23 protein-coding genes are annotated in these 23,807 nt (G+C 43.7%); 11 read left to right on the forward strand and 12 right to left on the reverse strand.

The features are described 5' to 3' along the window. Positions 1 to 29 precede the first annotated feature (29 nt). Positions 30 to 467 (forward strand): MarR family winged helix-turn-helix transcriptional regulator, encoded by a 438-nt coding sequence (locus AAZR19_RS12415; RefSeq protein WP_012008812.1) that lies wholly within the window; start codon positions 30 to 32, stop codon positions 465 to 467. Between the two features lie 21 nt (positions 468 to 488). Here the strand turns inward: AAZR19_RS12415 and AAZR19_RS12420 are convergent, their stop codons facing one another. The 4 genes from AAZR19_RS12420 to AAZR19_RS12435 form a co-directional block, all read right to left on the reverse strand. Then, entirely contained in the window at positions 489 to 1,622 is a 1,134-nt protein-coding gene (locus AAZR19_RS12420) for a zinc-dependent alcohol dehydrogenase (protein WP_041106200.1), read from the reverse strand. 158 nt (positions 1,623 to 1,780) lie between these two features. Beyond that, positions 1,781 to 2,803, reverse strand: a complete 1,023-nt coding sequence (locus AAZR19_RS12425) for a quercetin 2,3-dioxygenase (RefSeq protein ID WP_076840660.1) — start codon at positions 2,801 to 2,803, stop codon at positions 1,781 to 1,783. A gap of 80 nt (positions 2,804 to 2,883) precedes the next feature. Continuing rightward, positions 2,884 to 3,489 carry a TetR/AcrR family transcriptional regulator gene (locus AAZR19_RS12430; protein ID WP_434703320.1) on the reverse strand — a complete coding sequence of 202 codons (606 nt, stop codon included), beginning with the start codon at positions 3,487 to 3,489 and terminating at the stop codon, positions 2,884 to 2,886. 3 nt (positions 3,490 to 3,492) lie between these two features. Next, positions 3,493 to 4,974: an amidase gene (locus AAZR19_RS12435; protein WP_226015234.1), complete on the reverse strand. Its 1,482-nt coding sequence runs from the start codon at positions 4,972 to 4,974 to the stop codon at positions 3,493 to 3,495. A gap of 187 nt (positions 4,975 to 5,161) precedes the next feature. Here AAZR19_RS12435 and AAZR19_RS12440 point away from each other — a divergent pair, with 187 nt between their 5' ends. Next, complete coding sequence (locus tag AAZR19_RS12440; RefSeq protein WP_256928174.1) at positions 5,162 to 6,775, forward strand: S8 family peptidase; 1,614 nt, start codon at positions 5,162 to 5,164, stop codon at positions 6,773 to 6,775. Between the two features lie 38 nt (positions 6,776 to 6,813). Here AAZR19_RS12440 and AAZR19_RS12445 read toward each other — a convergent pair whose 3' ends face one another. After that, positions 6,814 to 7,353, reverse strand: a complete 540-nt coding sequence (locus AAZR19_RS12445) for a DUF402 domain-containing protein (protein ID WP_434703322.1) — start codon at positions 7,351 to 7,353, stop codon at positions 6,814 to 6,816. A 111-nt stretch (positions 7,354 to 7,464) separates the two neighbouring features. On the opposite strand from AAZR19_RS12445, the gene AAZR19_RS12450 reads away from it, so the two are divergent. Then, a complete protein-coding gene (locus tag AAZR19_RS12450) occupies positions 7,465 to 7,668 on the forward strand; it encodes a hypothetical protein (protein WP_076840656.1) in 204 nt (67 codons plus the stop codon). A gap of 58 nt (positions 7,669 to 7,726) precedes the next feature. Here the strand turns inward: AAZR19_RS12450 and AAZR19_RS12455 are convergent, their stop codons facing one another. Then, entirely contained in the window at positions 7,727 to 8,263 is a 537-nt protein-coding gene (locus AAZR19_RS12455; RefSeq protein WP_434703324.1) for a GNAT family N-acetyltransferase, read from the reverse strand. A 213-nt stretch (positions 8,264 to 8,476) separates the two neighbouring features. Between AAZR19_RS12455 and AAZR19_RS12460 the strand changes: the two genes are divergently transcribed. After that, positions 8,477 to 9,694, forward strand: a complete 1,218-nt coding sequence (locus AAZR19_RS12460; protein ID WP_076840654.1) for a multidrug effflux MFS transporter — start codon at positions 8,477 to 8,479, stop codon at positions 9,692 to 9,694. A 17-nt stretch (positions 9,695 to 9,711) separates the two neighbouring features. On the opposite strand, the gene AAZR19_RS12465 is transcribed toward AAZR19_RS12460, so the two are convergent. The 4 genes from AAZR19_RS12465 to AAZR19_RS12480 form a co-directional block, all read right to left on the reverse strand. Next, positions 9,712 to 9,882, reverse strand: a complete 171-nt coding sequence (locus tag AAZR19_RS12465) for a hypothetical protein (protein WP_164512186.1) — start codon at positions 9,880 to 9,882, stop codon at positions 9,712 to 9,714. After that, on the reverse strand, positions 9,879 to 10,466 hold the full coding sequence (locus AAZR19_RS12470) for a DUF1700 domain-containing protein (RefSeq protein ID WP_041106184.1): 588 nt from the start codon (positions 10,464 to 10,466) through the stop codon (positions 9,879 to 9,881). The genes AAZR19_RS12465 and AAZR19_RS12470 overlap by 4 nt, the downstream gene beginning before the upstream one ends. Further along, complete coding sequence (locus AAZR19_RS12475) at positions 10,459 to 10,776, reverse strand: PadR family transcriptional regulator (RefSeq protein WP_024424392.1); 318 nt, start codon at positions 10,774 to 10,776, stop codon at positions 10,459 to 10,461. The genes AAZR19_RS12470 and AAZR19_RS12475 overlap by 8 nt, the downstream gene beginning before the upstream one ends. Before the next feature lie 260 nt (positions 10,777 to 11,036). After that, a complete protein-coding gene (locus AAZR19_RS12480) occupies positions 11,037 to 11,867 on the reverse strand; it encodes a YitT family protein (protein WP_024424393.1) in 831 nt (276 codons plus the stop codon). Between the two features lie 336 nt (positions 11,868 to 12,203). On the opposite strand from AAZR19_RS12480, the gene mmuM reads away from it, so the two are divergent. The 3 genes from mmuM to AAZR19_RS12495 all read left to right on the forward strand — a co-directional run bounded on the left by mmuM (position 12,204) and on the right by AAZR19_RS12495 (position 15,326). Continuing rightward, on the forward strand, positions 12,204 to 13,142 hold the full coding sequence (mmuM, locus tag AAZR19_RS12485; RefSeq protein WP_434703327.1) for a homocysteine S-methyltransferase: 939 nt from the start codon (positions 12,204 to 12,206) through the stop codon (positions 13,140 to 13,142). Positions 13,143 to 13,188: 46 nt separating this feature from the next. Next, positions 13,189 to 14,592 (forward strand): S-methylmethionine permease, encoded by a 1,404-nt coding sequence (mmuP, locus tag AAZR19_RS12490; protein ID WP_024427433.1) that lies wholly within the window; start codon positions 13,189 to 13,191, stop codon positions 14,590 to 14,592. Between the two features lie 113 nt (positions 14,593 to 14,705). Beyond that, positions 14,706 to 15,326 (forward strand): hypothetical protein, encoded by a 621-nt coding sequence (locus AAZR19_RS12495; RefSeq protein WP_087976297.1) that lies wholly within the window; start codon positions 14,706 to 14,708, stop codon positions 15,324 to 15,326. 308 nt (positions 15,327 to 15,634) lie between these two features. Here the strand turns inward: AAZR19_RS12495 and AAZR19_RS12500 are convergent, their stop codons facing one another. Continuing rightward, positions 15,635 to 16,117 (reverse strand): Ig-like domain-containing protein, encoded by a 483-nt coding sequence (locus AAZR19_RS12500; RefSeq protein WP_041106180.1) that lies wholly within the window; start codon positions 16,115 to 16,117, stop codon positions 15,635 to 15,637. Positions 16,118 to 16,225: 108 nt separating this feature from the next. Beyond that, positions 16,226 to 18,892 (reverse strand): S8 family serine peptidase, encoded by a 2,667-nt coding sequence (locus tag AAZR19_RS12505; RefSeq protein WP_434703330.1) that lies wholly within the window; start codon positions 18,890 to 18,892, stop codon positions 16,226 to 16,228. A 242-nt stretch (positions 18,893 to 19,134) separates the two neighbouring features. Between AAZR19_RS12505 and AAZR19_RS12510 the strand changes: the two genes are divergently transcribed. From AAZR19_RS12510 to mngB, 4 genes are read left to right on the forward strand one after another with little or no spacing between them, the layout of a single operon-like run. Beyond that, on the forward strand, positions 19,135 to 19,593 hold the full coding sequence (locus AAZR19_RS12510; protein WP_434703332.1) for a PTS sugar transporter subunit IIA: 459 nt from the start codon (positions 19,135 to 19,137) through the stop codon (positions 19,591 to 19,593). Continuing rightward, a complete protein-coding gene (locus tag AAZR19_RS12515; protein ID WP_024424400.1) occupies positions 19,590 to 19,919 on the forward strand; it encodes a PTS fructose transporter subunit IIB in 330 nt (109 codons plus the stop codon). Before AAZR19_RS12510 ends, AAZR19_RS12515 begins: the two co-directional genes overlap by 4 nt. A 35-nt stretch (positions 19,920 to 19,954) precedes the next feature. Beyond that, positions 19,955 to 21,073, forward strand: a complete 1,119-nt coding sequence (locus tag AAZR19_RS12520) for a PTS fructose transporter subunit IIC (RefSeq protein ID WP_024424401.1) — start codon at positions 19,955 to 19,957, stop codon at positions 21,071 to 21,073. A 28-nt stretch (positions 21,074 to 21,101) separates the two neighbouring features. After that, entirely contained in the window at positions 21,102 to 23,765 is a 2,664-nt protein-coding gene (gene mngB, locus AAZR19_RS12525) for a mannosylglycerate hydrolase (RefSeq protein WP_434703334.1), read from the forward strand. Positions 23,766 to 23,807 lie beyond the last annotated feature (42 nt).

A 23,807-nucleotide genomic window follows, 5' to 3' on the forward strand; every position in this document is an offset into this window, starting at 1 on the left:
CGAATGCAATAGGAAAAGAGGTATGGAGAATGCAACATTTCGAGCTAGAGGCAAGTTTGTTAGACCATGCACTGACAAAGTATTTAAAGGCGACGAAACAAATAGATGAAGAAAATATTCCGAAAAACGTCACGAATGTTAAAGGGTTTATTTTACGTATCATCTACCGCCATCAATCATGTACTGTGAAAAATATTCTGCAGGAAGTTTCATTATCTCCCTCTGCAACAACAACCGCTCTCAATCACTTAGAAGACGAAGGGCTGATCATCCGCTCTCGAAATAATAATGACCGCCGTACTGTGTGGATTGAACTCTCTGAATCGGGTGAACAAATTGCTAAACAAATGATCGACAATCGCCAGCTGCTTGTGAATCAATTGTTCAACCACCTTTCAGAGGAAGATAAAAAAACATTTTTTGAATTAATCGAAAAAATGATGGACGAGCACACATTAAAGGCTTAGGAATACTCCTAAGCCTTCTTTTTATGGTTTTAAAACGACCTTTATACAATCATCCTGTTTGTCATTGAAGATGTGGTACGCATGAGCAGCTTCATCTAATGGCAATTTGTGAGTAATAATCGCTCTAGGATCAATTTCACCGCTTGTCACTTTTTGATAGAGCTTTGACATGTATCCTCTCGCCGGGGCCTGGCCCATTTTCAGGGTGACGTTTCTTGCGAAAAAAGCGCCTAATGGAAACATGTTGTACAGGCCGCCGTACACACCCGTCATCTGCACTGTTCCACATTTGCGAACGGCTTTTGTGGCAATTTGAATGGGTCCGATCGTTCCGCCTTGCAGCTTGAGCTTTTGCTCAATTTTTTCAAGCGGCGACTTCTTTCCATCCATTCCCACACAATCAATCACAACATCGGCTCCGCCCTTGGTGAGCTCCTTTAACGTTTCTCCCATGTCGGGATCTTCTGTAAAATCAAAGACCTCCACGCCGCTCATTCGTTTTGCATGCCGCAGGCGGTAATCGATGTAATCGACGGCAATCACACGTTCTGCCCCTTTTTGCCAAGCAAATTGCTGCGCCATTAACCCAACAGGTCCGCAGCCTAGCACGATGACCGTATCGCCTTTTTTCACACCTGCGTGCTCTACGCTCCAATAGGCGGTTGGCAGGACATCCGATAAGAAGAGCAATTGTTCATCCTCCAGCTCACAATCATCTGGGATCTTAAACGGGGTATAGTTGCCAAAAGGTACGCGTAAATACTCTGCCTGTCCTCCGGGGTAATTCCCATATTTCTCACTATAGCCAAAAAGTCCACCCGAATCGTAGTGCGGGTTTGAGTTGTCACATTGGCTTTCTAAGTGATGATCGCAATATTGGCATTTACCACATGCAACTGTAAATGGAATGACGACACGGTCTCCCTTTTTTACGGCTGTGACATCCGGGCCAACTTCCTCCACAATCCCCATTGGTTCATGCCCAATCACATAGCCGATTGGAAGCGGGAAATTACCCTGATACAAATGTAAATCTGATCCACAAATTGCTGTTGATGTAATACGTATGATCACATCTTCCCGATCTTGAATCGACGGTGCATCTACTTTCTTCACTGCAATGCTATTTTTCCCTTGATAAGTAACAGCCCTCACATGCCCTTCCTCCTTTAGCTCAAGTCATCTTTACTTAGCTTCACCTTGAATGAATGGTTCATTCATCAAATGAGAAATTTATGTGGAGGAGGCAAAAAACAAAAAAAGCCTGTCGATTGTTTCGACAGACTCATGATGTCGTGTAACGCGTTACACAATTATTCCTTTTCAACAAAAAACAAATCATATTGAGTGGAAGTCTCCCGATTGAACATGAAATTCCCTTCTTGAATAAAATAGGGACATATACTTGGGCTTGGAGATTCTTCAAACTGCTCATACACCTGCTCAATTTCTCCTGGAAGCAGCAAAACCAACATTTTATTTGAATGAGACACAAATTCATAAGAGTGAATCGTATCCGGCGGGATATAGGCAAAGTCACCCGGCATCAAGCAAATATCCTCTCCGTTCAAATGAAGGTTCATCTTCCCTTCCACACAATAGATTGCTTCTGTATGAACTTGATGATAATGCGGCGGGAAATATTTCTCCTTCGCTCCTTCAACCACAAAATGACTGAATCCGCCTCCTGTTGTTTCTACTGTTGCAATCAGTTGATGAATCTGACCATCAATGATGTATTGCTTCCCTTCACCAGCCTCTAATACATAAGGCTGTACCTCGTGAGGAAGCTGACTATGAAATAAAACGGAGGGCCTCGTTGTATTAGACAGTTCTCTGATTCCATGCATGAGGATGATATCGCTTTCTTTTTCAGCCTGCTGAAAACTGGATGCATCGAAAGCATGATGAGTCATAGACCATTCATTCTGAAAAAGCCTCTTCCCAATTTGCTGATAGACATCTGTCATTTTTCCGCCCAGCGTATATGAAATAAATCTTGTTTTATGACTATGCATTCTGTAGCCATGAATCGTTTTGGGCGGGATATGAATATAATCAAAGGCTGTGACCATGTATTTTTTACCGTCCAGCATCACTTCAAGCTTTCCTTCCAGCACAAAAATGGTTTCAAATAAGTGCTCATGACAGTGCAACGGGAAATAAGCTCCTTTCCCACCTGTGATTAAGGCAAGCTCAAACAGCTGATTCGTTTGATTTGCTTCTGCCAGCATATGAACAAGCTGATTCTCCAGCCCATACAGCTTTCCGGAACCAGACACGGTATAAAAAAAGGTACCTTCGGATTGCTTCATCGATTGCGGTTGCTCCGACATCCCATCACTCCTCATGACAAATTGACTATCTATATTATATAGACCAATTGATATAATAGATAGACAATATGCGAGAGATTTTACTCTTCTCGCATAAATAAGTGTCTAAGGTAACTTTTTACGTGTTCTAAAGGGGTCGTTTGTTTGAGTGCAGTGGTCATCGATAAACCCCCGATGACCATTGAGTGAAGGAGAGAAGCCAGCTCATCCGCTTTGTTTTCTTCATACCCGCTGTTCATTAGCTTTTCTTTTACAAGCTCCTGCCAGCGGATCATTTCTTGTTTGCATGCAGCATGAAGCTGCGCGTTTTCAGGCTTGGACTCTGCCGCAAGCAAGACAATTGGAATCCCTCTTTCACTTTCTTTCTCCATAAATCCTCGAATGATCTTGGTCATAAAACGATCGATGGCGATATATGGGTCATCCGAATAGGCAAAGCCTTCTTCAATTTGATTGATGACCTTTTGACTAATGTATTCAACAGATGCAATGGCCAGCTCTTCTTTTCCATTTGGAAAGTAATAATAAAGAGAGCCTTTAGGTGTGCCGCTCTCTCTGATAATTTGATTCAATCCTGTCGCATGGTATCCCTGTTTACGTAAAAGAAGTGCTGCCGTTTGAATGATTTGTCCTTCGTACTCACGTGTGACACTCTTTTCCCTCCATAGACCAAAGTCGCTTATCATGCGTTATCGATTTAATTGACTAGTTCCTTTCCAAATCGAGGATGTCTCCATTTCCGCCGCAAGCCTGAGCAGCCAGTCCTCTTTTCCTTTAGGTGCTGTCACCTGTACCCCTAGAGGCATGCCCGCACTAGTAAGATGAACAGGAACACTCATTGATGGCTGACCTGTTAAGTTGGCAAGCTGTGTAAATGGGGTGTAGGTCAAGCTCTTGAGGAACATGTCATAAATCAGATCCTGCTGTGCTTGCATGGAAAGAGATGACACACGTAAAAGTGCGGCTGTTTCCTGATCTGAATGCATAAGCTCACCTACCTTTGGAGCTGAATAGGCAGTAGCTGGTGTCACATAGAGATCGTAGGTTTGATGAAATGATGCCATTTGTGCAGCAGCCCGATCCCACGCATCAAGACTTTCTGTATAAGCAGCAGCGGTCACATTCTTGCCAGCCTCCGCCAGCACCCATGCCACGATGTCCGTTTCCTCCGGCTTTACTGGACGCCCTAACGAACGAGCCAAGGAAGTGAATAACGCAGACATTTCTCCGCTGTTCATCACGTAATATTGCTGCATGAGATGAATCCCATTAATTTCCGGCTTGGCTTCCTCTACTTGATGACCTTGCTCACTCAGCCATTTCACTGTTTGCTGAACCGCCTGCTTCGCTTCCTCACTGACCTTCGTGCCAACTGGAGATTCTACGCTGTAAGCAATTCGCATAGAAGATGTACGTTTCGCCAGATCCTCTTGGTAACTGCCATCGTATAACGGAGTTTGGAAAGCAGCTTCAGGCTGAATGACTTGAAGAAGATCAAGAAGGGCTGCACTGTCCCGTACTGTTTTTGTAAGTGTAAAGTCGATGGAAGCCCCTTGCCACTGCCTTCCTGCGCCTGGGCCTACTGGCGTTCTTCCCCGCGTAGGCTTAAGGCCGAACAAACCGGTAAAGGATGCTGGAATCCGGATGGAACCACCGCCATCACTTGCTCCGCCAGCAGGTACAATGCCGCTTGCAACAGCTGCTGCTGTCCCGCCGCTTGAGCCTCCCGGAGAATAGTCTGTATTCCAAGGATTTCTCGTTGGACCATGTAACGCAGGCTCCGTCACATTTCTTAAACCGAATTCCGGTGTATTTGTATGTCCGATCATGAGAAAACCAGCCTGCTTCAACCGATCAACAAAGTGCGAATCCGAATTTGCTTTTACATCCTTTAACAGCAAAGCTCCTGCTGTCAGCGGTTCATTTTTTATCCCTTGTGATATATTTTTCAGGACAAACGGAACGCCCGCAAATGGCTGATACTCATGTAACTCCTTGATGTCTTTTAAAACTTGTTCTTGTCTCGTCCGTATCACAGCGTTTAGTTCTGGATTGACCTCATTCAATCTATCAAATGCCGCCTTCATAAGCTCCTCGGGCGTTACCTGCTTATTCCGCACAAGTGCTGCCAAGCCAGTCGCATCATACGTCATATACTCTTTTACGTTCATCAGCATGTCCTTCTTTCTCTTATCATGATGTCTCTATTGTCTACTAGAATTCTATGAATTTCAATTTCAGGTTACTTGTAAAAATAACTTTCTGAACAAGACGACAATTCTACTATCCCATCCCTCTGCTTTCTCCGATATAATAGAGAAAAAAAGACCGAGGTCATCGGATGAGAGGAGCCACGCATTGAAAAAGAAATTACTTATCGTCATTGCGTTTCTTCTTGCGTTGACAACTGCTTTGCCCTTCCATTCGCAGGCAGCTGCACCGCCAAAAGAAACAGATGTCATCATCGTCTATAAAAATCAAAAAGGAAAACAAACAGCTATTGAGGAAAGTGAGAAAGTGAACGCACAGTACATACATCTTCCCGCTGTCGCTGTGACAACAGATGAACAAGCGGTCACCTCACTCAAAAAAGACCCAAACATCGCTTACGTCTCAAAAAACGTAAAGGTCAAACTCGCGGCTTCTACTGTAAAGAAAACAGCCGCTGCAACTAATCAGGATGCATTGGTACAAAAATCTTACAATCTGCAAAAACTAAATATCAAGCAAGCAATAAAAGAAGGCGTCACTGGTAAAAATGTAAAAGTCGCCGTATTAGATACTGGCATTTTCTCACACGAGGATTTAAAGGTAGCCGGCGGTAAATCATTCGTGAACTACACATCCTCTTATAAAGATGATGAAGGACATGGCACACATGTCGCCGGCACGATTGGTGCGCTTAATAACGATTATGGAACAGTCGGCGTCGCTTCCGGTGTGAAGCTGTATGCTGTGAAAGTGTTAGATAAAAAGGGAGAAGGCGACCTGTATAGTTTGCTTCGAGGCATCGATTGGGCGATTACCAACAAGATGGACATTATTAATTTAAGTTTAGGCTTTGAAGACAATATCCCCATCTTGCGTTCAGCAGTAGATGAAGCCTATAAAAAAGGACTGCTTGTAGTCGCTGCAAGCGGAAATGATGGGAAAAAGAATGATATTAGCTATCCTGCCGCTTACAATAGTGTCATTGCCGTTTCTGCAACAACTTCCAAAGACAAACTCGCGTCTATCTCGAATACAGGAAAAGGGATTGAATTTTCTGCCCCTGGCGAGAACGTCATCAGCACTTATTTAAAAAATGAATATTGGTATGCAACGGGGACATCACAAGCCACGCCGCATGTCACAGGAATGCTGGCACTGTTAAAGCAGCTTCATCCGAAGAAAACAAATGCACAGCTTCGCACTTTATTGCGCAGCTATACAGTGGATCTTGGTGCAAAAGGGAAGGATCCGCAATTCGGCTATGGCCGCGTGCAATATGTGCCGCAATCCACCTTTTTAAAGGCTGCGGCCAGTGCTGTCAAAACAGCCGAAACATCTAAAAAGCAGGCAGATGTCAATCAAGCCAAAACAAGAATTGGCCGGCTCACTGCAAGCAAGCAAAAAACAGCACTCACAGAACGGGTGAAGAAAGTCCAAGCAGCCATTGATATCCGCTCGGCACGCGCAAAGGTCAAAACAGCCGAAAAGAACAAAACACAGGGCGCTATTAAAAGTGCTCAAACGGCCATCAAAAAACTAAATAAAGGCAAAGAAAAAACAAGCCTGCAAAACCGGCTTGACAAGGTCAAAAAACAAGTCGCTTATCAAAAGAAAGTGACGGACGCTAAACAAAAGGTCAAAAAAGCGGAAGCCAAACGAACAAAGAAAACAAAAGCAGCGGCTCAAAGCGCTGTCAAACAGCTAAAAGCCTCCAAAACAAAAACCAATTTACAAAAACGATTAAACCGTATTAAGGTCTAACAGAAAAAACGATTCCTTTCAGCGAGGAATCGTTTTTTCTATCTCAACATCGGCTCAAACAAGCTGTGATGATATTTCCCTTCGGCATCTGCCCTCACTTGATCGAGAATTTTTTCTAACGAAGCCGTCACGCCTTCTAATGCCCGGCGTACTGCGCCGTTCTCAAAATCCGCTAAACTCTCCGGCAATTCATCTTCATCCAGTACATAGACTTCACCAGTCGGAAGAACGAGAAGATCAATAATGAGGTCTTCAAACATGACCAGCTGGGCGTTGAACTGTGTATCTCCCACAATATTAAAATAAGATCCTAGTTCCTTCCCTTGATCATCTCTCCAGAAATATATGTTATATGGACGATCCTTCCAATAATAAGCGGTCGTATAGCTCCCTTTTGGAATGGTTAGAAAACCAGCACCTGCCCTCATCGTAAACGGGTCTTCAATCTTATGAAACAGCACAGCCTGCTGTCCCTGTGCATCTAACAGCTGACAGGTATGTTCCACAACTTTCTGATCGTATTTGATTTTTCTCTCGATGACTTCATCCCAACGATCCACATGCAGCGAAAACAACATGTCACAACTCCCTCTAAACATCTCGTTTCTTTCCAGTATACACCGATTTTTTCTGAAGAAATAAAGGATTGCCTCATTTACTTATGGAAGACCTATGATGAGGTGAAAGAAATGAACGGAATCACGATTCTTGAAAACTTTACACAGCTTGGACAAATCATCCTCATGATTTGCGGCTATGTCCTTTATTGGCAGCTGGTGAAAACGAAGAAAGAACGAAAGCTGTCTCCTTATGAGCGCATGTTAAAATTCTTTGTCATGTTCGGTTTCATCTCGTGGGTGGTATCCTATTGGGCGCTGGCACTGTGGGCGTAAATTGAAAAAAGGAAGAGCTTGTCATGGAGGTAAGCTCTTCCTTTTGCTGCACGTTATACTATGAACCTGCCGGCTGTTCTTTCTTGATCACATATTGATAGCTCTTGACATGTGTCCCATTTTGGTTCACAAATTCTTTATCAAGCGCACGCTCAAAGCCCATTCTTTCATATAGGCGAATGGCGGCCTGCATTTTATCAGATGTATGAAGATACAGGACATTTTCGCCCCATGATTGCGTCAGTTCAATACTTTTACGCAACAATGATTCTGCAATGCCTTTTCCCCTCACATCGGGATCTACTCCTAAAAACCGGACGATGGCTGATGTAATGCCCATTTCGGGTTTGTCATACGCTTGCTCTGATGACCGGAACATTTGCAGCGTCCCCACGACCTTGCCGTCATGTTCCGCCACAAGCATCAGCTCCATGTTCGGATTATCTACAGCTGCTGCAAGCGCGGCAGAATACTTTTGCCAGCCTTCCTCTGTAAATTGCGGCTCATACTGTGCATAGGATTTGATCAGCACGCGTGTGATGGCCTCATGATCTTCTTTGACTGCTTGACGAATAATCAGCTCTTGCTGCTTCATGTCAGCACCTCCTGCTCTCTATTAGTGGGTATACGTATCATGCAATCACTGCATGCGATCACCTTACTTTTTTCTCTACTCATTCAATGTAAAGAGTCTCATTCGAAAGATCAATCATTTTGCACGGAATCATCTCTGAAAATTTTTCATTGAAAAGGAACGCTTGATTCATTATGCTGTGTTGAGGAAGTATACGAGGAGTGTTGTCATCATATGAGTTCTTTATCTTATCCCCAAGAATCGAAAAAAAATCGATTTCTCCTTGCCGCATTGCTCGGATCTTTAACAGCCCTTGCTCCGCTGGCAATGGATATGTATTTACCTGCTTTACCTAATATCGCCCGTGACTTTGAAGCAAGCACGGCGCTGTCTCAGTTAAGTCTCATGGCTTGTTTGATTGGACTTGCTCTTGGACAGCTGATTGCAGGTCCAATCAGTGATACAGTCGGCAGAAGAAAGCCGCTCATGATTGGATTGATCATTTTTATTGCAGCATCCCTTCTTTGTACAGTGGTCACATCGATTTGGACGTTCATTCTTCTTAGATTGATTCAAGGACTTGCTGGTTCAGCTGGCATTGTCATTGCACGAGCCATTGTCCGAGATCATTATGAAGGATCAGAAATGACGAAATTCTTTGCACTGCTGATGTTAGTCAACGGGGTTGCTCCGGCAGCGGCACCTATCGTGGGCGGACAAATGTTACGGTTCACGACGTGGCAGGGTGTGTTTGTTCTTCTAGGAATCCTCGGAGCGCTAATGCTCCTAAGATCAATGTTTTCATTGAAAGAAAGCTTACCTGCGGAACGCAGACAGACTGGGGGCTTCAAACAGATCCTAGGTGCGATGAAAATTCTAGCGAGCGATCGTCTCTTTGTTGGATATGCCCTATCACAAGGTCTTGTCTTCGCAGCAATGTTTGCCTATATTTCTGGTTCACCGTTTGTGCTTCAAGAGATTTTTAACCTTTCTCCACAAGGATTTAGTGCCGCCTTTGCGGTAAATAGTCTTGGGATTATCACGGCTGGACAAGTATTTGCCCGAGTCGCTGCGAAAATCGGTGAAGAGAAAGTTCTTCGCATTGGATTGCTGACAGCTGCATTAGGGGGAGTCACTTTATTTTTCATGATCTCAATTGATGCAGGATTGTACGGTATTCTGATTCCGCTGTTTTTTGTTGTCTCAAGCGTTGGAATTGTCGGCACATCTGCGCCGTCTCTTGCGATGCAGCATCACGGAGCGCATGCAGGAAGTGCAGCTGCACTGATCGGTGTGGCGCAAATGCTGCTAGGCGCTTGCATGACACCTCTTGTCGGACTAGCCGGAAGCCAAACAGCCTTTCCAATGGGTCTAATCATTATGCTTTGTGATCTAGGCGCACTTTGCTGTTATTTCTTCTTTGTGGCCCGAGCGAAAAAAAGACCCGCATAAGCGGGTTTTTTCATTTATTATGGCTTGCTCCAATTGATGGTGCGGAACACGTTACTCTCGTCATTGTTGTGATATGCATCTAAATCAAAGCCTGATATTCCAAAACCAATTGCCATGACAATTCCTCCGGCAACGGTGAAGATGATCCCCCATTTGATGCATTGCTTTTTTAAATCATTCACGTTCATACTCTCACGACCTTCTTTTTAAACATTCCCATGAATGCCTTAGTGGTTTGAATAGTCATTTGCACAAATAGCTTTGTCAAATACGCTGTGGCTATGCCGCTTAATAATCCGACACCTAATAGAAGAATACCAACGCCAACCTGCGTCACCACCACATGCAAACCGTCCTGAAAAATAAATGGAGAACCAATGATGCTCCAAAAACCGCCGAGCAGACCAGTAAGCGTCAATGCACCTGTCACGAGTGGAATGCACCAAATCACCATATACACAGAAAGAATCAGCAGGAAGACTGTTGCTAGAATACTGCCCCATAACGGAAAGCCTAAAATGAGAATGGAGAGTCTCGTCGCTTTTTCTCCAAACGTCGGCACCTGAACGGTTTTTATTCCTTGTTCCTTCATAATCCCTTCAGCGATCATAGCAGGCTGCCCGACTTGATGAACCGCTTCCTCTTCACTGTAGCCATCTTCCTGATAATCCTCAATCATTTCATCGTAGTATTCGATAAACCGATCACTATCTTTGTCACCTAGAAGATGCAGATGCTTCTTTAGGCTGCTCAAAAATTCTTTTTTATTCATTGCCCTGTCCTCCAGAAATAAAGTCGTAAATCGCCATCACCTGATCCCATTCCTCTAAAAACTGCGCCATATGCTCCCGCCCGCTTTCTGTCATGCGGTAGTATTTTCTTAATCGACTGTTATGTTCCTGGGAATAGGTCTCCACATAATTGTTTTGCTCTAAACGCTTTAAAATCGGATATAATGTCGATTCTGAAATCTCAATACAATGGGACATATCTTTAATGATTTGATAACCATAGGAATCGCCTTTCTTTAATACCGCCAGTACACAAAATTCCAGTAATCCTTTTTTTAATTGTGCATTCATGTTTACAACTCCTAACTCTTTATACTATACATTACATAGTATTGTGTGACAAGAGGTATAGAGAATAAAAAAAGACCCTTTTTCGGGTCTTTTAGCTCTTTGTCTTCTTTTCAGCGTGATAGAAAACCTTTGCAGTCTAGGAAGGACGAGCACTGGCGCGGAGCGAATGTAACCATTCGTGAGCACCAGCGCGCAGGACTGACAAAGAATGCGAGGGTTTGTCTACACGCTGAAAGACCCTTTTTAGGGTCTTCTCATTTTTATATATTTACAAATCCTTCTCCGAACACATCGCGTACGTCATGGACAACAACGAATGCGTCTCGATCTATTTTCTTAATAATTTTCTTAAGGCGCATGAGCTCCTGCTTTTGAATGACCGCGTAAAGAATTTCCTTCGATTCCTTTGAATAATGACCGCGTCCGTTTAAAATCGTTACGCCTCGGTCCAGGGTGTGATTGATTTCTTCCGCAATATCATCTTTGCATGAAGAAATAATCGTCACTGCCTTTTTCGTGTTAAGTCCTTCTATCACGAAGTCCATCACCTTTGTCGCCACGTACAGCATCACAATGGTAAACATTAATTTTTCTGCACCAATAATAAAGTATGAAGCAAATACAACGATCAGATCAAAGAACAAGATGGCATAGCTCACGTTCCAGTCTAAATACTTGTTGGCAATTCTTCCGAGAATGGCAGAACCCGCCGTTGTTCCACCGGCTCTGAGCACAAGACCAATCCCAATTCCGATGATAATTCCTGCAAAAATCGCTCCAATAATCAATTCATGAACATTCACGACCCATGTTGTGGTCAGGTGCAAAAATAGAGAGTTACTTGCAACGGCAACCACCGTATAAATCGTGGTCTTTTTGTCCAAGTATTTATATCCCACAAGTAATAAGATGGCATTCAATACAAGGTTCGTCAGCCACGGTGCTATTTCAAACAAATAATAAAAAATAATGGACAGCCCCGTGACGCCGCCTTCACCAAATTCAAGCGGAATGACAAACATGTTCACTGCTGCGGCAAATAAAAAAGAACCAACTAGAATCATCGCTATATCTTTTACACATTTTTTCAATTTCTTCTTTCCTCCTTTTTTGAGCATATAAAAAACCCTCTTTCTGCACGAAAGAAGACAGTCGTTGGACAACATAAAAATCAAAAGACGGCGCCTTTTGATGAAGCTTTCTGAAATCAATCTTTCCATAATATATATCTCTTTTTAGAGGCTGTCAATGACTTGGTTTTCTATTATTTTGACTGCATTTTTATGCATCAAAACCCGCATGTTTTCAGGGTTTTTCCGCCCTACGATGCTTTTTCCTCTCCTTGACAAAAACACTTTAGTCATTTAAACTACTGCCTCATATCATATCCATCATTTCCGATCTAAAAAGGAGGCTGTTTGATTCCGATGAATCCTATTCAAAGCCGTTTACAGGCTCACGCACCTTTGATTTTAGACGGTGCATTAGCAACAGAGCTTGAACGAAAGGGCTGTAACTTAAACGATCGTTTATGGTCAGCCAAAATACTTATTGAACAGCCACAATTGATTCAGCAAGTACACTTGGACTACTTCCAAGCAGGTGCTGACTGTGCAACAACCGCCAGCTACCAAACAACGATTGAAGGCTTTGCTGAAAAAGGCTATTCAAAAGAAGAAGCGATTGAACTCATGAAACGCTCTGTCACTTTAGCGAAAGAGGCACGTGATCTTTTTTGGCAGGATGAAGCGCGTCGTGAAGGACGGACAAAACCATTTGTTGCTGGATCTGTAGGGCCATTCGGCGCTTATTTATCTGATGGTTCAGAATATAAAGGAAATTACGGGCTCTCAGAGCAGGCTCTCATTGATTTTCACAGACCAAGAATTCAGGCATTAGTAGAAGCGGGTGCAGATATTCTTGCATGCGAAACGATTCCTTGTCTGATTGAAGCAACTACCATTGCAAAGCTGCTGCAAGATGAATTCAGCGGGGTATCTGCTTGGATCACATTCAGCGCAAAGGATGGCCTGCACATTAGTGAAGGTGATTCCATACGAGAATGTGTACAGGCGCTTGAGCCTTATGAACAAATCGCTGCTGTCGGTGTGAACTGTACGTCGCCGCAATTTATCACTTCTCTCATTCAAGAAATGAAAAAGGGAACGAGCAAACCGATTGTGGTATATCCAAACTCAGGTGAAATATATGATCCTGAAGAAAAGGTATGGAACGGAGATACGTCTCATCTTACTTTTGGCGAATGTGCGCATCAATGGTACAAAGACGGCGCGCATATCATCGGCGGCTGCTGCCGCACGACTCCAGAAGATATCAATGACATCTTAAAACGAACCACATCATAGCATCATGAATCATCACACATACTTCTAAGCAAAAGGGCGGGAAGACATGGAACAAGCAAAAGATCAGTCACAACAATATCAACGAAAAATGACGAGCCGGCACCTGTTCATGCTTTCTCTAGGCGGCGTCATTGGAACAGGGCTCTTTTTAAGCTCGGGGTATACCATCAATCAGGCCGGACCTGCGGGAACCATTCTTGCCTATCTTGTCGGGGCTTTAATTGTCTACCTCGTGATGCTTTGTTTAGGCGAGCTGTCTGTCGCAATGCCGGTCACAGGGGCTTTTCATACGTATGCAACAAAATACATTGGACCTGGTACAGGCTATACGGTCGCTTGGCTATACTGGCTGACGTGGACAGTGGCACTCGGTTCGGAATTTACAGCGGCAGGACTATTAATGCAGCGCTGGTTTCCAGACACTTCGGTTTGGATGTGGAGTGGCGTTTTTGCTCTTCTCATCTTTTTACTGAATGCATTTACAGTCAAGTTTTTTGCAGAATCAGAGTTTTGGTTTTCCAGTATTAAAGTGATGGCTATTATTCTCTTTATTATTCTTGGCGGAGCTGCCATGTTTGGTTTGATCCCATTAAAGGGCGGTGAGGCCGCTCCGTTCTTTTCTAATTTCACTGGCGAAGGCGGGCTTTTCCCAAACGGCTTTTTACCGATTTTAATGACGATGCTTGCTGTCAATTTTGCTTTTTCAGGTACGGAGTTGATTGGGATTGCTGCGGGTGAAAGCGTCAATCCTGACGAGACCATTCCAAGAGCAATTCGCACAACCGTCCTGCGTCTCGTGCTGTTTTTCGTTGGAACGATCGTTGTGTTGGCTGGCTTGATTCCAGTAGAAGAAGCCGGGGTGATCAAAAGCCCATTTGTCGTGGTATTTGATCGTATCGGGATTCCTTATGCCGCAGATTTCATGAATTTTGTCATCCTGACCGCGATCTTATCTGCCGCAAACTCAGGATTATACGCATCATCTCGTATGCTTTGGTCGCTTTCTGAGGAACGGACACTTCCTAAAAAACTGGCGAAGCTGACGTCAAAAGGCATTCCTTTGAATGCACTCATTTTAAGTATGATCGGTGGTATTCTTTCTTTGCTATCAAGCGTGATCGCACCAGAAACGGTATACCTTGTCCTTGTGTCAATCTCTGGACTGGCCGTTGTGGTTGTATGGATGGGGATTGCTGCCTCACAGTTTATGTTTCGGAAAAGATTTTTACAGGAAGGCGGACAGCTTCATGATTTATCCTTTCGAACACCGCTCTATCCAGTAGTTCCGATTGCAGCCTTCCTCCTATGTCTTGCATCTGTCATCGGCATTGCCTTTGATCCAAATCAGCGGATTGCCCTCATCTGCGGCATTCCTTTCATTGCGCTCTGCTATGCTGCCTATTACGTGACAGCTTGGATTCAGAAAAAACGAGAAAAACCTGGTGTATAAACATCAGGTTTTTTCCATCTGACAAAAAAGGATATCACTAGTAAAAGAAGCACACTTTGGTATATGATAGGAATCTATGATTTTCAGGATGAACCAAGGGAGTTGTCGTGAATATGGAAATGACCATTACAAGAGCATTAAGTGAACTGAAAATGTTAGATAAAAGAATCAACCGAACCGTTGATGAAGCCGTACTTGGTGGATTGATGATCGGGAAACATATACAGCACGGATTTCAGAATCAAGAAGAGATTGAGAAAAAGGCAAAGGCTGATGATCAATCGATTCGATCTTTAATCAAACGCCGGAATGCCATCAAATCAGCCATCGTTGTATCAAATGCGACAACAACGATTGATGTGGCGGGTGTCCGTATGACGGTGGCAGAGGCGATTGAACGAAAGACGTCGATAGACTACGATATTCGTTATTTACGGAAAATGAAACAGGTGTACAAAGAGCTGGTCGACAAAGCTGAACAAACGAATGAAGATGTGAAAATGAGACTTGATCAGCATTTAGAGACCTTGTTTGGGAAAGATGGAAAGACCCAAGCGGCTGCCAACCAAGAGATCGTGAAGTCTTTTCTAGCTGAAAATGAGGCGGTGATCATCGATCCGCTTCGCCTTCGAGTGAAAATTGAACAGCTTTCGAAAGAAATTGAAGATTTTCAAATGGAAGTTGATTTTTCCTTGTCTGAAAGCAATACACTAACGAAAATACAGATCGATTAATTGATTTTGTTAGTGAGCCGAAAATCGATAGGACTAAACACCTCCGAGGGAAAGGTCATTCCCTCCTCATCTGATGATCATCTTAGGATGATCCTTGATAAAAGCTCAAAGCTGAACGTTCAAGGATCAAAGTTCAAGTGTGAAAGTTCTTATCTATCAAAGCTCAAGATGAAAAGTTAAACGCTCGATCGAATCTGGGAATAACGGCTGATGAGTGTTTGTTTATCGACTCTTTCGGTTGCCGCCCAGCAGGTTTGCTAACAAAAAGAAAAGGATGTCACTTGATGACATCCTTTTTTTCTATGAGATTAGTAACGTGATGTATATGCCAAATGGTACACACTTGTGACATTTGAAGATAGTTTGATGTCGTTTGACGTGAACGTCACTGGAACGATATCGTAGTAATGTGTTGACCAGCCTGCATTATTGTATGATTGGTAGCCTGCACCTGCAGGAACTTGAAACGTCAGTGAAAACTGTCCATTCTCGTCTGTTGTGCCTGTCGCTGTTTGAGCATATGATTTGATGGCTGCTTCAAAATAAAGCTTGATCGGCTGATTAGGCATGAGGTTTCCGCTTGCATCTTTTAGTGTCCCTTTAAACGTAGCTGGATAATAAGAACCCACGCGATATTTACTGCCATAGCCGTAATTCACTATTCCACTATCGGCTGCTGTGACACTTGTTACTTCTACTGATGCTGGTACTGCCCCTGTTTCTTCAGCATGTGCAAAGCTTGGGAATACGAGAAGCAATGATAGAAAGAAAGCAAACATGATTTTTTTCATCGATAAATCCTCCTTTTTTTTCCTACTATATTACTATCGACATTAATTGGTATATTTCCAGTTAAAAACAAAAAAACCTCCCTTTTCTTAGAAAGGGAAGTTCTTCTTTTATTTTTTCACAACCACTTTTACCGCTTTGCTTTCTCTTTTTCTCACATCTGACGCGGTCACATATAAAACCGTTTTGGCTTTCTGCGGTTTGATTTGGGCAGTAAATGCACCCTTGCTATTGGTTTTGACTGTTTTGATGACTTTCTTTGATTTGTTTTTCACTTTAATGGTCAAGCCTGCACCCGCAGTCCCTTTGACCGCTTTACTTTTGACGGTTACTTTGCTCACTTTCGGCTTAGCTGGTGCTTTGCCTTTTTTCACGACGGTTTTGAGCGTCGTAGCGGCCTTTCCTTTTGACATTTTAATGTGAAGGACCTTGTTTTTGTTCTGATGCTTAATCTTCACACTAAAGGTTCCTTTTTTGCCTGCTGTGCCTTTTCCAAGCAGCGTTTTGCCTCTATACACAGAAATAGCAGCGCCAGCTTTTGCTTTACCTGTCACCTTTTGATGCTGATCTTCCACTTTGTTCACTGATGCATTCAATTCGACAGCACTTAATGCAGCAAATGCATTCAGTCTGCCATGTCCTGTCATCCAATCAATTCCTGGGATTTTAGGATCGACAATTGGCTCCTCGTTTTCATCATAGAAAACGTCGTCTTTTCCATCAATAGATTTAAATGAGATGTCATCTGCTGTACTTTGCAAAAGATTTCTCACTTGATTTGGCTTTAAGGATGGATTTTTAGAAAGCAGTAACCCTGCTGCTGCTGCCACATATGGTGTCGCCATTGATGTCCCGCTAAGGTATGAGACATTCCCATCAGGCATTAGGCTCGGAATATCCGACCCTGGAGCTGACATGCTCAGTCCTTTGCCATAGCTTGAGAACTCAGCGGCAATATCCATACGGTTGCTTGCGCCAACCGCCATTGCGTATTTTGACGTGGCAGGGTAGCCCATTTCTGGTACGCCATCATTTCCACTTGCCACGACCACTAGTACATTTCTTTGTGCAGCATAATTCATTGCATATTCAATCACTCTGCTGTAGTAGCCGCCAAGGCTCATGTTGATCACCTTTGCGCCTTTGTCCACTGCATGCTTGATTCCAAGTGCAATATGCTCTGTATCGCCAAAGCCATAGGCATCCAGCACCTTCACCGGAATGATGCCCGTATGTTGATTGAGACCTGCCATTGAGTAATGATTATCGGATTTTGCGGCAATGATGCCTGCCACATGCGTACCGTGTCCATTGTCATCAATCGCATCTTTGTTTCGTCCAATGAGATTCGCACCTAAGTCTGTACGAACAGTCCCGTTTAAATCTGTCAAACGGCTGTCTACACCTGTATCCACAACAGCAATTAATGTCTGCTTCATTTTGCTTGTGCCAATCAGTGTATTCATTTGTTCAAATTTGACGTCAGCGCCTTTTTTCCCGCTGTTTTGCGCACTGTTTTTCAGCGGCCACTGATAACCATACTGCGCGTCGCTGCTTAGCGCACGATAGGTTTGAACAGGCTCTGCAAATTCAACATTTGGCATGCTGGAAAGCTTTCTTGCCGTGCTTTTGATGACCGCTTTGCCTGCTTTTAGTGTCTTTCCAGCGGATTCTTGCCCTGCTGGCACATCATAGACATACATTCCTTTGAATAAAGGACTGACTGACTGTGATGTCACACGGTTTTCTTGGATGCCGTAGCTTTTCATTTTCTTTTTCGCAGATTGAAGTGTTTGGCCATCCTTTAATTTAAAAATGATCTTATTCGTTTTAACCTTCTCTTCTTTTACAAGCTTTTGTTTCTCTAATACATAACCAACTGACTTTCCTTCAAGCTGATCGATGCCCATTTTTTGACTGACGGCTTCTAATTCCTTTTTTAAATATGCCGGACTTGCTTCTTTGAGCATATCAAAAAGGGAGCCGATCACCTGCTGTTCTTTTTCTGTTACGATATGACCGCTAAATGCACCATTTTTCTCTACGTCACTTAGCAGTGTTTTTAATGTGAGCAGATGGTTGTAAACCTTTTGCTGCTCTTTTTGATGTTTGATGAGCTTTGATTTGAGAAACGGCTTTGTCTTTTGGAGCAGACGCGAAAGCTTTTGACCTTCTGCCGTTTCATTGAATCGTTTATCTTCGATTGTACGAATCGATTGGAGAATTTCACGCCCGTACTTTTTCTCTATAATGATGATTTCAGGCTCATCTTCTTCAGGAAAAACAGGTTCAGAAGGCGGAAGATTAGCTCCTTTATATCCGATTGTATATGCCGCATCCTCTTCCTCATCACGGCTGTCTTCCTCTGATCCTAAATAGAGCACTTTGACATAATAGGGACCTGACCATGCATGCGGGAAGTTGATCTCTGTCTCTCCGCTTGCTGTGTCCACGCGATATCTTGAATATGTGTCATCCTTCATCGCTCTGTCCTTGCTTGGATAGACCGATACAGACAGCACTTGTTTACTTTTCACAGAAATTTGCATGTGTGTATGTTTTGCCACCTCTTGTGCAGATGGCGTGATTTGATACCACGACTCTTCCTTTTCATTCTGTAATGTACCTGAGATGACTTCACCATTTTTTAACCCAATGGCTTCATTGACACTTGTTCCATGACTGGCAGCTGCTGCCTCGTATCCAGGTAATACTGCCATACATAGAATGATGGCCATGAGTACGATCACACAGGATTTGACCTGCTTTTTGAACATGAAAAGACCCCCTTATCTTTTATAATACCTTGGAAGAATATCACAGAAAGACATTTAGTAGAATCTGTTTTTTACATAATTAAACTCGTTTTAAGCTAGGATTTGAGATATTCAGTCAGCAAGACGGATAGCTTCATAAACTTTTTGCCATTTCAAACGGAAAATGATGCTATTTAACCATGCTGAAAAGTACATTACAATCAACTTGTAAGCGCTTAACAAACAAGAGAGAAGGGATCAGCTTGTTCCAAAAAGATCATGTTTTCACAAAAGTAAACGGACGATCAAAGAATGAGATTTTACAATACATTTCCGAGAAAGCTGAAGACCTTCAGATTACAAACAATCAGGCGGGGCTATTAGCAGATTTGTTGACACGCGAAGACGAAGTCTCAACAGGACTTCAGCAAGGCTTCGCCATTCCACATACAAAAAGCTCCGCTGTACAAACGGCTTCACTTCTTTTTTTAGAACTTGAACAACCCATTGAATGGGGAAGCTTCGACGATTTGCCCACAAGCTATTTATTTACACTGCTCGTTCCACTAGAAGAAGCAAATGTCACACATCTGAAATTACTGTCAGGTATTGCGACAAGCCTAATGGAACCTGCTTTTATCGAGAAGATTCAACCAGGTCAAACAGCTGATTACTATTACGAAGTCATTGAACAACAATTGAAAGAGGGGATTACACAATGAAAATTGTCGGTGTCACTTCATGTCCAGCAGGGTTAGCTCATACTCCAATGGCAGCCAAAGCGTTAGAAAATGCAGGTAAACAGCTTGGACACGAGATCAAAATCGAACAGCAGGGGATTATGGGACAGGTGAACGGCATTACAGCAGAGGAAGCGCAGCAGGCAGACCTATGCATCATTGCCTCAAATCAGCATATCAACGATGCGGAACGCTTCTCAGGCATTCCCACTGTACGTGTCGAGATCGGACGTGCCTTAAAAAATGCCGAACAAATTATCACCAAAGCTGTAGCACTTGTTGAAAAGAAAAAGTCTGAATCTCAATAAACATGAGCAATGCCATATAGAAAGGAGCAAAGAAAATGAAAGCAAAATTAAAAGTCATTGAAGGCCATCTTATGACCGGTATTTCTTATATTCTTCCTGTAATCATCGGTGCCTCACTTATCGTTGGTTTAGCAAAACTGGTCGGATTAGGGTTCGGTGTTTCAGATTTAAACACCTATAAGGATGCTGGCGGCATACTGCACGGTGCCTATTTAATGGAGCAGGTAGGCTGGACAGGCATTGGCTTAATGAACGTCCTGCTCGCTGGATTTATCGCCTATTCGATTGCGGATAAATCAGGTCTTGCGGCTGGTTTTATCGGCGGGGCCCTTGCCAGCTCAACAAATGCCGGATTTATAGGTGCCGTCATCGCAGGCTTCTTCGCAGGATATGTTGCTCTTTTTGTGAAAAGAAAAATTCAAATTCAAGGCTCTGCAGCTGGGCTCGTCCCTCTGCTCATCCTTCCGCTTATTACCGTTGGCTTAACCGGACTTCTTATGTCAGTTCTGCTGGGCGGCCCATTAGGCGCTTTGAACACGGCATTAATTGAATGGATCAAAGGCATGGTCGCTGATGGAACAAGCACACTCGCGCTCGCTCTCATTTTAGGTGCGATGATTGGCTTCGATCTTGGCGGACCGGTGAATAAATCAGCGTGGATGGCTGGTAACGCCCTCTTCCTATCAGGTGTCTACCTCCCTGCCATTCTCGTCAATATTGCGATTGTCATTCCACCGCTTGGATACGGGCTTGCGACATTGATTCGAAAACGCAACTTCTCCCCAACCTTTAGAGAAGCCGGACGAGGCGGCCTTGTCATGGGCATTATCGGTATTACGGAAGGGGCGATCCCTTTTACCCTCGTCAATCCTTTGAAATTGATTCCGCTCAATGTTGTCGCATGTGCTGTTGGAAGCGGGGTCGCTGCATTATTAGGAGTTCATGACATCATGCCGCCAATTGGCGGGCTATACGGCTTCTTCTCAGTCGGAAACTGGTGGGCTTATTTAATCGGAGCCCTTACTGGCGCACTCGTCATCGGTATTGGCGCCAACCTGCTTGTGAATTTCTCTGAGAAAAAAGAACCAAAAACGCCGGAACATGATCAGAAGCAGAAAGAAGAAGACGATTTTGACCTTGTGCTAGAAGGATAATTCGAACGAAGAAAGGTGTCGTTGATCAATGACTGTCAATGTACATGTGATTCCACATACTCACTGGGACCGGGAATGGTATTTCACCACCTCCCGCTCCCGTATTTACTTAATGAAAAGCGTAATGGACATTTTAGATACCCTTGAAACAGATGAAAGATTCCATTACTTCATGCTCGATGCCCAGGCTTCCTTATTAGATGATTATTTGAAATGGCGTCCAGAGGATGAGAATCGAATCAAGAAGCTCGTCACAGCGAAACGTCTCATCATCGGCCCATGGTATACCCAAACCGACCAGCTCGTCATTTCAGGTGAATCGATTGTGCGGAACCTGCAATATGGGATTGAACGCTGTCAGCAGTTCGGCCACGTGATGAAAGTCGGCTATGTCCCTGATTCCTTCGGTCAATCCGCACAAATGCCTCAAATTTATCGCGGCTTCGGCATTGTCGATACGGCATTTTGGCGCGGCGTTTCTGACCATATGACGAACCATACTGAATTCAATTGGCGCGGTGCTGACGGCAGTGAAGTCTTTGCTGTGAATCTGCCATTCGGCTACTACTACGGTGGAAATATCCCTGAGAAGGATGAGGACTTACAAGCCTTTTTATCTGAAAAAATCGGTGCACTGCAAGCAAAGGCAACCACAAAGAATGTCTATTTCCCGAATGGTTTTGACCAAGCTCCAATTCGCAAAAACCTGCCTGACTTATTAGAAAAAGCCAATGAACTTGACGAGCATCACTATCAAATCAGCAGTTTAGAAAATTATATTGCAGCCGTGAAAAAAGAGCGGACATCTTTTGAGACATTACACGGAGAGCTTATTCATGCGAAGCATATGCGGATTCATAAATCTATTTTTTCAACACGAGCAGATTTAAAAATCTTAAACAATCAAATTGAAAACTATCTCGTCAATGTGATGGAGCCGATCCTAACGATCAGCTATTCGCTTGGACACGACTATCCACATGATACGGTTCGCGATATTTGGTACCTCATGTTTGAAAATGCAGCGCATGACAGCATTGGCGGCTGTAATAGTGACACGACAAACCAAGATGTCTTCTTCCGCTACAAGCAGGCAAAGGAAATCGCTGAGAATCTTGTAGACTTGCACATGCGTCTCATCACTATTCGACTGCAAACAGAGCAGGAAATCACGTTCACGTTGTTCAATACACTGCCTTCAAAGCGTTCTGAAGTCATTGAAGTCGAGACCTTTATCACGGAACGTCCATTTACGCTAAAGGATGCAAATGGACGAACGCTTCAGTACACAGTGAAAAGCAAAACCGATGTCACAGATTATGTGCTGGCACAGCAAATTTCTCTTAACCCAAGTAAAGAAGTGTACATGCCAAAGCAAGTATGGAAAGCCGTGCTGCTGATTGAAGCCCTCGACTTACCGTCAGTTGGTTATACACAGGTCAGCATGGTCTTCGATGAATCAAGCGAATCGGCATGGGAACAAACTGAAGGACGCGTGATTGAAAATATGTATTACCGCATTGCGGCAAATGACAACGGAACACTGGACATCACAGATAAACAAACTGGCCGGACATTCTCTGAGCAAATGATCTTTGAAGACAACGGAGATGATGGGGATTCCTACAACTATTCACCCCCTCGTGAGGACCTGTATGTGTCATCCAAGGATCTTTCGTCAGCAGACATCTCAGTGGCTAAAAGCAGCCTGCAGCAAGAGCTGACCATCAAGCTTCAGCTCACTGTCCCTTACGACCTAGAGGAGCGCTCTCAGCAATTGGCTGCGACTTCACTTCCGATCACAGCGAAGGTAGCATTAAACAAAGACGATACTGTCATTCGTTTTCATGTAGATGTCGATAACCATGCAATGGATCATCGCCTGCGTGTTCTCTTTGATACAGGCATCGCATCAAACGTATCACTAAGCGATCAGCAATTTGGTACAATCGAACGCCCAACAGAGCTGACAAAAGAACTTGAATGGTGGAACAATGAACATTGGGAAGAAAAACCGATCACCATTGAACCAATGCAATCCTTTGTCGCACTTCGTGATGAAGCATATGGTGCCGCTCTGTTGACCGACTGCGTGAGAGAATATCAGATCACAGGAGAAGGCTATACAACGATTGCATATACGCTCTTCCGCTGTTTCGGAAAAATGGGGAAAGAAAACCTTCTTTACCGTCCAGGCCGCGCATCTGGGGAAAAAATTGTTGATACACCAGATGCTCAGCTGCAAGGTGCACTATCGTTCTCCTTTGGTATGCACTATAGCAAGGACGCAGTCAGCGAGGGACACTTAGCACAGCTTGCCAAACGGTACACCACCCCTGTTCAATGCTACGAACGGGCAGACTTTTTAAACGGTCGTTTAATTTTCTCTTTCCGAGATGAAAAAGAAGACTTACAATCTACTTATAGCCTGCTTGACATCGAGACAGATGGAGCCATTCTAAGCGCTCTGAAAAAAGAAGAGCATGGAACAGGCATTGTCATTCGTCTCTTCAATCCATATTTAACGCGTCAAACAGCCGCTTCAATCAATAGTTCATCTCTACAACACGGAGAAACAGCGAATTTAGGAGAAACACCTGAAGGACATATACTCAAAGCACAACATGGATCATTACACATTGAACCGCTTACACCTTGTCAGGTACAAACCTACATTGTAAAGAAAAAATGAACATGTAGGGGCGGGATCCATTGGATTCCGCCCCTCTTTAAT

The organism is Bacillus sp. Je.9.29.b (assembly GCF_051129925.1).
GTDB classification, from domain to species: Bacteria; Bacillota; Bacilli; order Bacillales; family Bacillaceae; genus Bacillus; species Bacillus safensis.